The organism is Pedobacter sp. AK017 (genome assembly GCF_014200825.1).
Classification (GTDB): Bacteria; Bacteroidota; Bacteroidia; order Sphingobacteriales; family Sphingobacteriaceae; genus Pedobacter; species Pedobacter heparinus.
The window spans coordinates 327,843-340,868 of record NZ_JACHCW010000002.1; the positions used below are offsets into that span (position 1 = coordinate 327,843).

General features: G+C 43.0%; 14 protein-coding genes. 2 read left to right on the forward strand and 12 right to left on the reverse strand.

Going from position 1 to position 13,026, the window contains the following annotated elements:
- Positions 1-5 precede the first annotated feature (5 nt).
- From HDC92_RS04570 to HDC92_RS04595, 6 genes are all read right to left on the reverse strand, one after another.
- Entirely contained in the window at positions 6-848 is an 843-nt protein-coding gene (locus tag HDC92_RS04570) for an aminotransferase class I/II-fold pyridoxal phosphate-dependent enzyme (protein WP_317618082.1), read from the reverse strand.
- Positions 833-1,288, reverse strand: coding sequence for a hypothetical protein (locus HDC92_RS04575; protein ID WP_183872615.1), 456 nt, complete (start codon positions 1,286-1,288; stop codon positions 833-835). The genes HDC92_RS04570 and HDC92_RS04575 overlap by 16 nt, the downstream gene beginning before the upstream one ends.
- A 388-nt stretch (positions 1,289-1,676) precedes the next feature.
- Entirely contained in the window at positions 1,677-2,099 is a 423-nt protein-coding gene (locus HDC92_RS04580; protein WP_183872617.1) for a hypothetical protein, read from the reverse strand.
- Entirely contained in the window at positions 2,100-2,402 is a 303-nt protein-coding gene (locus HDC92_RS04585) for a hypothetical protein (RefSeq protein WP_183872618.1), read from the reverse strand. It abuts the gene before it with no gap.
- A gap of 116 nt (positions 2,403-2,518) precedes the next feature.
- Positions 2,519-2,833: a helix-turn-helix domain-containing protein gene (locus tag HDC92_RS04590; protein WP_183872620.1), complete on the reverse strand. Its 315-nt coding sequence runs from the start codon at positions 2,831-2,833 to the stop codon at positions 2,519-2,521.
- Positions 2,834-2,936: 103 nt separating this feature from the next.
- A complete protein-coding gene (locus tag HDC92_RS04595; RefSeq protein ID WP_183872622.1) occupies positions 2,937-4,898 on the reverse strand; it encodes an alpha-L-arabinofuranosidase C-terminal domain-containing protein in 1,962 nt (653 codons plus the stop codon).
- Between the two features lie 345 nt (positions 4,899-5,243).
- Here HDC92_RS04595 and HDC92_RS04600 point away from each other — a divergent pair, with 345 nt between their 5' ends.
- Complete coding sequence (locus HDC92_RS04600) at positions 5,244-5,555, forward strand: type II toxin-antitoxin system RelE/ParE family toxin (RefSeq protein WP_183872624.1); 312 nt, start codon at positions 5,244-5,246, stop codon at positions 5,553-5,555.
- Between the two features lie 42 nt (positions 5,556-5,597).
- Entirely contained in the window at positions 5,598-5,888 is a 291-nt protein-coding gene (locus tag HDC92_RS04605; protein WP_183872626.1) for a HigA family addiction module antitoxin, read from the forward strand.
- Between the two features lie 9 nt (positions 5,889-5,897).
- Here the strand turns inward: HDC92_RS04605 and HDC92_RS04610 are convergent, their stop codons facing one another.
- From HDC92_RS04610 to HDC92_RS04635, 6 genes are read right to left on the reverse strand one after another with little or no spacing between them, the layout of a single operon-like run.
- Positions 5,898-6,305, reverse strand: a complete 408-nt coding sequence (locus tag HDC92_RS04610) for a helix-turn-helix domain-containing protein (RefSeq protein ID WP_183872628.1) — start codon at positions 6,303-6,305, stop codon at positions 5,898-5,900.
- A 3-nt stretch (positions 6,306-6,308) separates the two neighbouring features.
- The gene (locus HDC92_RS04615; RefSeq protein WP_183872630.1) at positions 6,309-7,418 is read right to left on the reverse strand and encodes a trans-sulfuration enzyme family protein; all 1,110 of its coding nucleotides are present in this window, start codon (positions 7,416-7,418) and stop codon (positions 6,309-6,311) included.
- A 2-nt stretch (positions 7,419-7,420) separates the two neighbouring features.
- Positions 7,421-7,903, reverse strand: coding sequence for a hypothetical protein (locus tag HDC92_RS04620; protein WP_183872632.1), 483 nt, complete (start codon positions 7,901-7,903; stop codon positions 7,421-7,423).
- Positions 7,904-7,926: 23 nt separating this feature from the next.
- Positions 7,927-10,863, reverse strand: a complete 2,937-nt coding sequence (locus tag HDC92_RS04625) for an alpha/beta hydrolase family protein (RefSeq protein WP_183872634.1) — start codon at positions 10,861-10,863, stop codon at positions 7,927-7,929.
- Positions 10,864-10,904: 41 nt separating this feature from the next.
- On the reverse strand, positions 10,905-12,314 hold the full coding sequence (locus HDC92_RS04630; protein WP_183872636.1) for a thioredoxin family protein: 1,410 nt from the start codon (positions 12,312-12,314) through the stop codon (positions 10,905-10,907).
- Positions 12,315-12,337: 23 nt separating this feature from the next.
- Entirely contained in the window at positions 12,338-13,015 is a 678-nt protein-coding gene (locus tag HDC92_RS04635) for a DUF4397 domain-containing protein (protein WP_183872638.1), read from the reverse strand.
- Positions 13,016-13,026: the final 11 nt, after the last annotated feature.

Consider the following 13,026-nt stretch of genomic DNA (forward strand, 5'->3'; position numbering starts at 1 on the left):
AGATCTTATTCAAAGTTCCTGATGTTCATTTTCGTCTTTACCCATTCCCAGGCGTTCAGTATCCTGTCCAGGTGCTCAACCGTATGCGTGGCCATCAGGCTCATCCTGATGCGTGCACCTTTCACATTTACTGCCGGGTAACCAATCTGGCAGGCGTAAATACCCGCTTCCAAAAGCCAGCGGCATACCTGGGCGTTTAAATGGGCCGATCCTATCATTACCGGCACTATGGCACTGGCACTGTTGCCCGTATCCAGGCCCAAATCATGCAGGCCCTTTTTCAGGTAACTGATGTTTTCCCAAAGTTTGGCCTGCCACCAGGGCTCCTCATCCAGCAGGGCCATGCTCTTAATTACGCAAAGCGATGCCGGTGTAGGCGCTACCGAAAAGATGTGCTGCCCCGCCTGGAACTGCAGGTAACTGATCATTTCGGGGCTGGCCACCACATAGCCCCCCAAATGGCCCAGGGTTTTGCTAAAAGTGCCCGTAATGATGTCCACATCCTGCCAGGCATTAAAATGCTCTATTACCCCACGGCCGGTCTGGCCTATTACCCCAATACCATGCGCATCATCCATGGCCAGGCGGGCGCCATAATGTTTGCACAAAAAAACAATCTCATCCAGTTTGGCCAGGTCTGCAGGCTGGCTGTATACCCCATCTATCACTACCATGATGTCCCTATGTTCACCTTTGGCCGTACTTTCTTTCAGTTTACGCTCCAGGCTGTCCATATTGTTGTGTTCAAAGTAGGCCATTCTGGTCCTTTCCAGTATCCCTTCAAACATACTGGCATGGGCCGAGCGGTCTACAATCACCTTATCCTGTGTATTTACCAGTGCGCGCATGGTAGCGCTGTTGGCCGTATAGCCCGTGGTAAACAAAATGGCACTTTCCTGTCTAAAAAAGCGGCGGTGGCCTGTTCTATTTCCCTGTGGAAATCCATCTGTCCGCCAATGGCCGGGCTGGCCGTAACACCCACACCGTAACGATCTATCGCAGCAATGGCGGCTGCTTTTACGGCGGGGTGCTGGCTAAAGCCCAGGTAGTCGTTAAATACGGTGGCTACAAAGGTCTTGTGCTTAATGTGCCTTAAGGTATCCGGCAAATCCAGTTCTACTTCGGGCCTGCAGCCGCTGATGCATACATTGCGGTAGTTCCACAGGCCACGCTCGTGCTGGTGTGCTATATAATCGCTAAAAATTTCTGCTCGCTCGTACATGCCATAGCCCTGCATGTTTACGGCAAACGTTCCCATATGCGATTTATTAAAATCTGGTCTGTTCATAAATGATATTTGGTTAAAATTGATGTTGCCAAGGTATAGCGTGTTTTGTGCTTTTTGGCTTGCGTTAGTGCACTTTATAAAAAAAATAATCATCTGATTATCAATTTATTGAATGGTAAAAACCGAAAGATCAGGCATAGCAATGCCCTCAAATTACGGCTGTTCTTTGTCCTGCTTTTAAGCAGCAACAGGCAGCGTAAAATTGCCATCGGTTTTAAAGGGTGGGGGAGTGTAGCGTTATTTCATATTTGGTTTTTTTAGTTTTTCTTATGGTTTTTGGTTTAGTTAATTAGTCGTTTTTATATTATTTTGGTTCTTACTACAACATTTTTTTGCGATAAATGGAAAAGCAGAAAAAAAATTCTTCCTGTTTTACAATGGCTACCCTTTAAAATAATTTTTCCAGTTCGGTTATAAAGCCAACCACATCCATTACTACGGCGTAGTAAACCAGGTCTTCAGGATCCTTTTCCGGTTCAACGGTAACCAGTATCGCAAAGGCCAGTTCCATAGCCTTTACCAGCGCTCCGCTTTGCTGGTATTCCCTGGCCCGTCGCATCAGCACTGTGCTTACTTCTCTTATCCCTTCTTTTGCCATTTCATTTAAATCACCCCAGCGCTGCTGATAAATGATCAGCCCTTTCAGCAGGAAAACTGTTTCCGCGTAGCTAAAGTCTAAAAAACGGAATATCATTTTGTGCAGCAAGATCCGGTCGTCCATGGCATATTCACGCAGGGTAAGCAAATGCCCTTTTTCCGGCAATTCTGCAAGTACCTTTTCCAAAGCAGCAATGTATGGCAGTATGTTCATTTATTCAGTGTTTCCCTTCATCACATGATATCCTGCTGTGCCGCCAATCAGCCAGGCAAACAACATGTTCAGGTCAATTTCCATCACATCATCCAGCAGCTGAACCTCCATTTCGGCTATAAATGCATCCAGGCCAAACTCTGCCATCATCTGTATTTCGCGAAAGTCTCCGGCTGTATTTTTCAATGTGGTAGATACCACTACGATATTATCACCATGCAGGTCAATCTCAATACCGTCGGCAGTTGTAAACTGGTTGGCGTTTGCCCAGAAACGGGCCAGTAAAATATTTTTATCAATCATAATTATTTGGCTACATTATCAATATTTTGATGAACCTCAACCTTAAAAAACCGGGAGCTGCCTACACCCCCGGTTCCATTATAAACCCACCCGTTTATGAAAGGAGAGACGCAATTTCACCGCCGCTCAAAACAAGCCAGCAATCTTTTCTGCAAGCCCATCACTTCTATATTGGTCATCCTCAATTTCTCTTTCAGCTCCTCGTTCTCCTGGTGCAACACCATTTCATCTTCGTCCAGCAACCAGCAAACCTTTACGCCCAGTATAGCAGCCAGTTGCTTTAACCTGCCTAGTGTCAATTCCGTTTGCGCACATTCTATTTTCGAATAGGCCGGAACAGAAATGTCCAGCTGCGCTGCCATATCGCTCTGTGTCCAGCCCCGATTTTTCCGCAAAGCCCTCAGCTTTTGGCTAACGTTGATGTCGAACATAATCGCATTGTTTTAATAATAAGGGAAAGGAGCCTCCACCACCTTTCCCCTCATTTTTAACTAAACTATTATTCATAAAAACCACCAGAGTGCGTTAACGTCTTTATAAATTCAACCTCAGTACCGTAAACGAATGCGGTGCCAGGTCCAACTTTAATTCCTTGCCCTTAACTGTCATCAATGCCGTAACCGGCTTTACCAGTTCCGGCATCTCCAAACTGTTCACCTCTTCCGGTCTGCCTTTCAATACCGTAAGGCTTGCCTTACCGCCCTTTAAGCCGGCTATGCTTTTAACCTTAGCTACAGAAGATGGGTTCACCAGTTTTACAATCAGCACACCAGCCTTACGGTCTACCACCGCACTGGCCCAAACACTGTCCTGCCCGGCAATGCTCTCTCCATTCAAAGTGATGGGCACCACATCGGTCCCTTTGTTCAGCGAATACATTTGCTGCACATAATAACTCGGTGTAGCGTAGGATGACACATTATCAAACCAGATCAGGTTCGGTGTCCACTGCCAGTCCTTCACATGGGCAAACAGCGGCGCATAAGCAGCCATGGTTACCACATCCGCATTCCGCTCCAAACCCGTCATCCAGGCCGCCTCGGCCAGGGCACATAACATCGTGTTCTTGTTGCCCGAATTCCCTATACGCACACTATGACAGGCATACTCGCCAATAAAGATCTTTGGCCCTTTGCGGTCATAATTGTCGTACTTACCGGCATTCATCAAAAACCAGTTGGGGGTTTGGTAATAATGCTCATCAATGATGTCTACATGCTTAGCCCGCAATACCGAATCCATGTATTTGAACTGGGGGTTTGGCGTATAACCCGTGCTGGTAATCAGCTGTATCTCCGGATAACGCGATTTTATCGCTTTGGTAAACAATTCCAGGCGTTCCACATACTGCGGGCCCCAGTTCTCGTTACCAATGCCCAGCAATTTCATATGGAATGGAGCTGGATGCCCCAGCTCCGCGCGTTTCCTTCCCCACACAGTAGATATCGCGTCTCCATTGGCAAACTCAATCAGGTCCAGTGCATCCTGCACATATTCATCCATCTGATCAGCAGCCACTACCTCGCCCGCACCAAACTGGCAGCTCAAGCCGCAGTTCAATATCGGCATAGGTTCACATTTCATATCTTCACAAAGCTGAAAGTATTCCATAAAGCCCAGGCCATAACTCTGAAAATAATCCGGCATGGCCCTGCCCGATGCACCACCATCTTTCCATTGGTTGGAAATCAGTTTTCTTTCTTCCAAAGGCCCGATGGTCTTTTTCCATTGGTATCGGGTTGTCAGATCATCACCCTCTACAATACAACCACCAGGAAAGCGCATAAAGCCAGGCTTAATGTCTGCCAGTTTCTGCACCAGATCGGCCCGCATGTTTTGGGCCTTACCCTTCCAGGTATCCGTAGGTATCAAACTGATCCGGTCAATATCCAGTTTACCTGTACCCTCAAAGCGAAGTACCAAGCGACCATTAACCGTCGTATCTGAAGGAGTGATGGTACTTTGCAATAGTTTAAATGCCCCGTCATTTCGAGCATCGCGAGAGATCTCTTGAACCGTGCTCCCCACAACACTCCCCTTACTATTCACAATTTCAACCTTCAACTTCAACCCAGCAACCTGCTCTCTGCACCTTAACGTAAACTGATACGCCAGCCCCTTCTTCACCGTTACCCCGCCAAATCCCTCATTCTGCAACAGCACATTCTCCGGCTTTGTCACCGTAACCTGCAAATACTTCGGATCATTCGGGTTCACAGCAGCATTGTTAATGATCTGGAACACCTCGTTCCTGCCATAACTTTGCCTTGAGGGCGCAGTTTTCCAGCCCATAAAGGCATCAGGAAAATCAAAGCTCCGGTTTTTGACCAATTCGGCGTACATACCGCCATCGGCACCGCGATTAATGTCCTCAAAAAACAGGCCCCACATCGTAGGTTGTATTTTGGCTTTAACTTCAGCAAGGTTTACAATATAATTCTGGGCTTTAATAAATAAAGGAAAGGCTAATGATAAAATCAGCAGTAGTCGTTTCATGTTTAATAATGGTTAGTCCTTTTATGATTAAAATTCAAAAATATATGCTTAAGCTTTCAAAAACAGCCACATTACAATAGCAAAACGAACACTTTTAAACCTAATAACAGACAATAATCCTGTCGTTTATTTATGTCATAAAACAAGCGAAAATTTATTCCGGCATTTTTGACCATTGTAATCTAAAAACGGTATAAGTTTACAAGAGGGAAAACGAAAACAAACTTATCAAAAAAAGATAATGATCAATATTTGATAATGTAAATTGTTATCATTACTTTTGACTTGAAATAATAGAAAAAGTACCAACGATATGAAAGAAATCACAAACAAAAAACCAATCTAATGAAGGTTATCATTCATGACGAGTATCTAGGCATACTCGCGGAGCAGACAGCACTTACGGGAAAACAGAAGTATCCAGCAGAAGTAATTATAAAATTCAAGATGCGGATCAACCAGATTTCACAGGCAAGTAACACACAGGATTTAAGGGCTATTAAATCCTTACATTTTGAAAAATTAAAAGAGGCCAGGTACAAGGATAAGTACTCCATCAGGTTAAACAAAGCCTATCGCTTAATATTTGCAATAGGTAAAGATGAACAAACCCTTGAAATAGTTATCATCGAAGAGATTAATAACCATTATGGCTAATAAAACTTAACAACTGTAAAGCAACAGTTTTGAACTATAGATATGAACAATCAGGTCTTTAACAACAAAGGTGCTGAAATAATTGTAGAAGCTTTTCACCCTGGCATTTACTTGCTGGAAGAGATAGAGGAACGTGAGTTATTGAAAAAAGATGTAGCTAAGGCTTTGGACATGCTTCCAAATAACCTGAGCCAACTCTTTGCAGGTAAAAGAAATATTTCAGCACAGCTAGCTTTAAAACTAGAAAAATATTTAGGTATCAGTGCCGAGTACTGGTATGGGCTACAATCTGCTTATGATTTGCAGGAGGCCAGGCACCTTGAATTGGCTTAACATTAAGCCTTATGCCTCCTTTACCAACTTCAACTTCCGTCTACACCTGAAAGCTTTTGGGCTACAGCCCTCTACTTTCCTAAACCTGCGGGCAAAATAGCTGGGGTTTGCTATATTCAGCTCATAGGTAATCTCTTTTACCGTCATCCGGGTATATAACAACAACTTCACCGCCTCGCGGTGCAAAGCTTCCTGTAGCAATTCAAAAACTGTTTTGTCCAGGTAATCACCCAACAGCGTGTTTAACCTACGCAATGGCATTTTCATGATAGCGGCATAAAATTCAGGATAATGTTCTTCCCTAAAATGAACAGCAATCAGCTCCTGCACCTGCATTACCTGCCTAATGTCCAATGGCATATGATCTGCGTCAAACAGATCATATCCACGGGGTTTTATCAAATTTTCTTGTAACATACCCTATCCCTCCATTCCTTCCAATGCCCTGTCCAAATCCTTCAGCAACTCTTCCCCATCTTCCAGCCCAAAGTACAGCCGCACATATCTATGTTCCTCAACAGCAGCATCAAACAAATCTTCCGCAATCCCGGCACATTTCGGAAAAACCAAACTATGTGTACCACCCCAGCTTACCGCCATCCTAAACATTTCCAGCCTTTCACAAAAGCCAAGTATCGCCTCCCGGCTAAACCCTGGCTTCATCACCAAAGTAAGCAAGCCACCACCACCCTGCATTTGCTTCAGCGCCAGACTATATTGTTTAGCGTTGATGTTAAAAGGGTACAATACCTTTTCAATCTTAGGATGTTTGCGCAAATAAGGCAGTACATTCAATACCGTACCAGTGCTCTGCTTCAACCGCATTTGCAGCGTAGGTAAACTCCTGCCCAGCTGCCAGGCCACAAAAGGCATCATCCCGGTGCCCAGCATCAAAAACTCACGTTCAAAAATCTGCTTTATCATAGCAGCACTTCCGCAAAGTACGCCCCCAATCAAATCACTATGCCCTCCCAGGTACTTACTGGCCGATTGTACTGCCATATCAATACCCAGTTTAATGGGCTGCTGGTGCAAAGGCGTGCTGTAGCTGTTGTCACACAGGGTGATGATGCCCGCAGCCCTGGCCAGCAAAGCTACCTCATGCAGGTCCTGCAGCTCGCAGCTCCAGCCCGTAGGCGATTCCAGATAGATTAATCTGGTATTTGGCCTAATGGCCTTTTCAAAAGCCCAGGTATCCTTACCCTCTACAAAGCTCACATCAATGCCAAACGAAGCGCTAAGCCAGTTAAACAACCTTTCTGTCCAAACGTAACAGCCACGCACAGCGATAATATGATCGCCAGATTTTACCATCGACAGCACCGCAGTGCTGATGGCCGATACCCCGCTGTTAAACAACAGGCAATCTTCGGCACCGTCCAGCAAAGCCAGTTCAGCCCGCAGGGCATCAACTGTAGGGTTGCGGCCCCGGCTGTACAGGCAGGTGCTAAATTCATCAGCAAGGGCAGCCGAAAACTCGGCTGCCGTACTAAAACCAAAACTACTGTTTAAATGGAGTGCGTTAATCATGGTTATTCTTTTGTATAAGTTCCTTTAGCTTCCCAGTTCTCACTATTGTTCTCGATAGACTTTTTCTGCACCATCAGCAATCCAGCATCCAAACTCCAGCTTTCTTCCCTCGTAAAATCTACCTCACTGGCATTGTCTTGCAGATAAAACACCGTCACCAGTTTCAGCACCTTACCATCAGTAGTCCAGGACATACTCCTTGCGTACTTCCTTCCGGTTTTAGGGTTAGCAGTAACCACTTTCTTCCCATCCATTGCGAATGCGGTTTTCACTTGTGTCTCCTGTCCATCAGCTCCAATAGTAGTGCTAACTATCAGCAGCGAGTCTTTACGTTGTTCTATTTTCATCTGACTAGGTAAGGCATTGCTATACTCTGGGCCTGATACGTGTGTTTTCTCCTTAAGCTTATAGATGCCTGTAAAGTTGGTTTGGCCTTCTACACTAAAGCCAGCTAAAACCAAGGCTATCATTAATATTTTTTTCATGTGATTTTTTTAAAAATTTATTCCTACGGTTGCCTCCCACTCGTATCCCACTCATACCCGGTCTGTATTCCTTTCATGGATGCACGAATACCCTGTGTCATCCATATCGGTGCGGGCGCTCCTTTCAGATAATGGTCAAAAAACTGCGTAACCCGGATGGTAAGATCGCGATCATCTCTTTGATTAAGAGTAGAATGAACTCCCTGATCATACTGCAGAAGCCAGACTTTTTTACTCATACGCCGCATGGCTACAAATAACTCTACTGCCTGCTCAAACGGAACACCACTATCTGCCTTGCAATGAAACATCAACAAAGGACTAGTTACTTTTGCAACATGAAGTATTGGATTGTCAAGGTATTTGGCATTATTGATCCAGATATCAGACCCTGTGGAGCCACTATAATAAGAAACGCCTAGACGACTCATACCATCTTTAAAATTCAATTGCAAGGCACCGCTAATCCAATCACTCACGCCCGCACCCATAAATGCTGCTGCAAATCGATTACTGTGGGTTAAGATGTAACTGGTAAGTCCTCCGCCCATGCTATGACCGGCAATGCCCATTTTGGCACTGTCTACATATGATTTTGAAGAAAGCCAATTAGCAGCCCCCTCCACTGCATTCAGAGCCGCTGCTCCATAAGGAATTTTCGGCTCATTCATAGATCCTATACCTTGTGCCTCTTTATTAAAGTAAATATCAGGTAAAAACACCAGGTAGCCACGACTCACAAACCAGGGAATATTCGTAAATGCACTGGAGGTATAAGCTATAACTGGGTACTGATTTAAGCACATAGAAAACTGATCATAGTAATGTATCAGCACTGGGTACTTTTTTGTCGGATCAAAATTCTCTGGCTTATACAGTATTCCTTTGCATTTACTGCCATCCTGCTGCTTAAAATTCACCAGCTCCGCGCCCAGCCAGTTGTAATCCTTGTGAGGCTGTAAATTAGTCAATGCGTTAAATATTTTCAATCCTTGCGCTATAAAAAAATTGGGTGCTTCTGTGGTAGACTGTCTCACCAACAACCAAACATCTGCATCCGCGGCCTTCAGCGGTCTACGGCCTTTAGAATAGCTTCCCCAGTATTCTTGCCCATAGGTTAATCCTCCCAAATATACAATATAAGGCCCCATACATAACTTTTCAGGAAGAGAACGGCTGTCTAGCTGTAAAGCATAAAACCCATTGTCCTTGTTTTCCATATTCACAGCAGTGAGTACTAGCTTAGCATGTGGGCTATAAAATGAGCTACCTCCTTCTTCCTGCTCGCTCTTGGTAATCTCAAAACGAACATTGTCTTTTCGGCCATTTGTAAGATTTACGGGAGGTTTTATACCGTTTACATCTAGCTGCCAGATGTCATAATGATCATATACTAATAAGCCCCTATTTCCTGTCAACCAGCCAACCTGCCCACGTGGAGATTTTGGCTGACGTCCATTACCATCAAACTCATTTTCCCCGCCAAAATATACATTAGCTCCGCCATCCAAATCTCTGTACTGATTTGAACCTATATCGTAACGTAAATATTTTCCATTCGTGCTGTCATAGCACAATAGCCATGTCCGGTCTGGGGAAAATTGTGGCAATATAACTCCTCTTTTTAAAGGCCTCCTTTTACCATCTTTTAATGATACGACATAAAACTCCAATTCTGTGTAGTGCTCCCAAAAACGGTCTGTTACTATACGCTTTTGTAATACAGCATAATCTCCAACCGTTGAAAACAATTGCTCATTTTCTCCTGATAAATAGATCATTTGTCCCGTATCTTCAACAGCCATCGAAAATTTATATACTTTATCACTTAACCAGGATTGAACTAAAGGATAGATCCCCGCAACTTGTGCAGACATGAGAAAAGTATCCCTATAATTCCAGACATCTAACTGTATTGCATTTTTAGCTGGCTTAGGAATAACCACCTTAGGTTTTTGCATAGAAATAACAATATAACGGCCATCATCAGTGAAAACCGGTGTGCCACTCAACATCATCCCCATCATCCTCCCATCTGTATCTTCAATTTTTTTCTGCATGGCCTTCCCCATCCCTTTCTTATAATACCAGACAGAATTGTGGCTAACTACGGATGTTGCATTTTGCACAGTAAACGCCAGCTGTCTGCAAGCTTTGTCAACCATATATCCACCAATGCTGCTTCTGTCCTTTCCAGTTGCAGTCCATACTTCGGTCGTTTTACCATTCAGGGGATCAACCCATTCCAAACCTTTTCTTCCACCTTGCTCAGTCTGCAATATCAGTGCCTTTTGACTTTCATCGAAACTGTGAGAGATGACATTTTCAAAATGATGAATTTTACCAGTAGACATATTTACCATAATCAATTCTTTAACAGCATTGTCCAACTGGCAGCTAAACCATTTACCACCAAAGGTGAAATTATAGTCACTGACACTCTTAGCCCTAATCTCTTTATTCGTAAGCAGGTTAACTAACAACAAGGTTTTATCTTTCAACTGGATAGCTACCCATTCATTTCTTTGGTCAGCAGGTGGTAACTGATAATTGACAACGTCTTTCAATACCCTTATCATTCCGCCCTTCAAAGGCAAATAACATAAGCTATCCCCAGTCTGGTAGATATAAAATCGATTATCACCAGAAAAAAAACCTTTCTTAACTCCCAGCAATTTATGTTTCCATGTATCTCCAGTCGATTGAATCATCGTGTAGTCTACTGACCCAATGATTACATAACTACAAAAGCGTCCGTCTCTACTAATGGCAGCAAAATCACCAAGAGCTTCGGTTCTCTGATTCAATGTATTGAAGTTTATAGCAGGTTTACCACTACTCAAAGTTCCCTGATAAATATATTTATTTAAAACCTCAGGAGACTGGGCCACTGCATCTATTGCCAAAAAGATTATTGACAGGCAAAAGAAAAAAATCAGATTATAGTTCTTGTTATTCATATTAAGCATCTTGTTTAAAGTTATAACCGAATGCCTTAGTATTACCAGGTACTTTGGCCGTTGCGCATTTTGTTTACAACATCAGTATACTGATCAATATCTTTCTGCCATTTCTTTTCTATCGCTATAGCCAAAGCTTTTTCTTCCCAAGAAATTGCTTTTTCCTTTTCACCAGCTTTGTATAATAGATTTGCGTACGTATCTATATATGCCGGGTCCTGAGGAAATTTTTGGATGATTTTATCCATCCAATGGGCGCCCTTTTTCAAAATGACCTTATCACTTATCCTCAGGAAAAGAAACCAGCAATTTAAATTTACATATGGGTAGGCAGTATTGCTGGAGGTTGAAATGGTGTCGAAACCATATTTATCCAGTTTTTGCAGATACATTGCATAATACGCCGGGAAATTTTCTTTCTGCTCATACCAGATTAACTTTGCATTCAATACCCCCTTATCCGCATATTCCCTAGGATATTTAGCGAGAATTTTTCGGTATAGTAATTTCCAATCTGCTTCAGAGACATCCACTGGTCCTAGAGCTTTACCATCGGGGCGTATTGGCTTTGCCCCATTATCGTTAAATTTTAAAAAAGGATTCACTATTTCCCGCAACACTAAACGGTGAACCATACGTTCGGAAAATCCGTTCTTTCCCGCAACTTCATCCGCCCTTTTCCCATCCGGATAAAAGATAGAGAACAGTCTGGAATTACTTTTTAGCTCAACTTCATTTAAAAATTCCATATTTTCTTTGGTATACAAATCCTTCGGATTTGCTTTTTCCAGATATATGCAATAATCTTCTATTAAGATCTTTTCGAATTCTGCTCTACCTAATTCTTTGGCCGATTTGATCATGTAGAAAATCTTGCTGTAATCCTTTTTGCCCTGTTTGTAGTTGCTCTCCAGCCGATCGAACTCGGCATGGGGATCATAATACAACTGCCCAGGCTTTAATGCGATTTCTGCCTCTCTGATAAATTTCTGTACACCATGGAAGCCGATAGCTTTATGTGCCAGTTCGCCATTCGGGTTCAGAAAGATAAAGCTGGGTAGGCTCATGATGCGGTAAGTCTTTGAGATGATTTGTCCTTCGGCATACCAGTTTTTGATTTCTTGTTCATCATTTATATTTTGATCGGTTTGCACTTTAACCGAGATAAATCGGTCATTGAAAAATTCACCTACAGTATCATTTGGATAAACATATTTATCCATTTCTTTACATGGCCCACACCAGGTGGCATAAACATCCAGAAAAATATATTTCTTTTCCTGCTTTGCTTTTTGTTTGATTTCTTCCCAGCTTAAACCGGTGGTCCACTGGATACCTCTTTTGACCTCAGACTTTTGATTATGCGGCAAGCGCTTCTGCAAACTAGCATGAGTGCTTACTGACAATAGCAATAAGCATAAGATTAAATAATAATTCTTATTAGGTTTCATTGTGTCTTTGTTTATGCATTAAGTTAGTTGTGTATTACATTACTTATTCCGGGAGCGGGTGATCCGCTAATTACTCCCCTGAAAACAAGCGTCGCGTTATTAAAAGCGGCAACATTCTCGACGCTCATGGTGAAAGAAGCAATAAGTACATTTGTTGTCGCATTTCTAACCTGAAATTGGTATGAAGAATTGGCAACAGCCTTTGTATAGGCCTTAAATTCGGTAAGTTGTCCGAATGCTACATCGGAAAACTCTGGAACATCTACAGATGTTGCCAGATTTACCTTTACAGCCAGACTGCCCGGACTAAAATTGAGAAAACGTATGCGGATATTATTGTCTCGCTGTGCCCAATTTTCGTGAACAAATAGGGATGTAACCGCAACTGGAGTCCCGCCTAGGAACAAGGTGTACGATTCTTGAGCGTCAAGACTAATAGTCTGGTTGTTATTATAATATGGCCGAAGTGAATCTGCAACAGGATACACATATAAATCTTGCGTGCCAGTTAACCGCCCAAAATTACTATTACTGTTATTATTTATGGTAGTACTAAATACACCTCTTAATTTTGCAGGTGTCCCTCCGGTTACTGTATTGACAATCTTCAGGGATGCCAGTGGTGTGGTGGTAAAATTATCCTTCTTACAGGAACTACAGCAGATGCTTAGCATCAGGAGTAAAACAAATATATGTTTCATGGTTTTATCTT

Bases quoted from the DNA above. Each gene is read 5' to 3' on its own strand.
- HDC92_RS04605 (WP_183872626.1), top strand. From the start codon at position 5,598: ATGAACAATCAGGTCTTTAACAACAAAGGTGCTGAAATAATTGTAGAA.
- HDC92_RS04610 (WP_183872628.1), bottom strand. From the start codon at position 6,305: ATGTTACAAGAAAATTTGATAAAACCCCGTGGATATGATCTGTTTGAC.
- HDC92_RS04625 (WP_183872634.1), bottom strand. From the start codon at position 10,863: ATGAATAACAAGAACTATAATCTGATTTTTTTCTTTTGCCTGTCAATA.
- HDC92_RS04590 (WP_183872620.1), bottom strand. From the start codon at position 2,833: ATGTTCGACATCAACGTTAGCCAAAAGCTGAGGGCTTTGCGGAAAAAT.
- HDC92_RS04595 (WP_183872622.1), bottom strand. From the start codon at position 4,898: ATGAAACGACTACTGCTGATTTTATCATTAGCCTTTCCTTTATTTATT.
- HDC92_RS04615 (WP_183872630.1), bottom strand. From the start codon at position 7,418: ATGATTAACGCACTCCATTTAAACAGTAGTTTTGGTTTTAGTACGGCA.
- HDC92_RS04575 (WP_183872615.1), bottom strand. From the start codon at position 1,288: ATGAACAGACCAGATTTTAATAAATCGCATATGGGAACGTTTGCCGTA.
- HDC92_RS04585 (WP_183872618.1), bottom strand. From the start codon at position 2,402: ATGATTGATAAAAATATTTTACTGGCCCGTTTCTGGGCAAACGCCAAC.
- HDC92_RS04600 (WP_183872624.1), top strand. From the start codon at position 5,244: ATGAAGGTTATCATTCATGACGAGTATCTAGGCATACTCGCGGAGCAG.
- HDC92_RS04635 (WP_183872638.1), bottom strand. From the start codon at position 13,015: ATGAAACATATATTTGTTTTACTCCTGATGCTAAGCATCTGCTGTAGT.
- HDC92_RS04620 (WP_183872632.1), bottom strand. From the start codon at position 7,903: ATGAAAAAAATATTAATGATAGCCTTGGTTTTAGCTGGCTTTAGTGTA.
- HDC92_RS04580 (WP_183872617.1), bottom strand. From the start codon at position 2,099: ATGAACATACTGCCATACATTGCTGCTTTGGAAAAGGTACTTGCAGAA.
- HDC92_RS04630 (WP_183872636.1), bottom strand. From the start codon at position 12,314: ATGAAACCTAATAAGAATTATTATTTAATCTTATGCTTATTGCTATTG.
- HDC92_RS04570 (WP_317618082.1), bottom strand. From the start codon at position 848: ATGCGCGCACTGGTAAATACACAGGATAAGGTGATTGTAGACCGCTCG.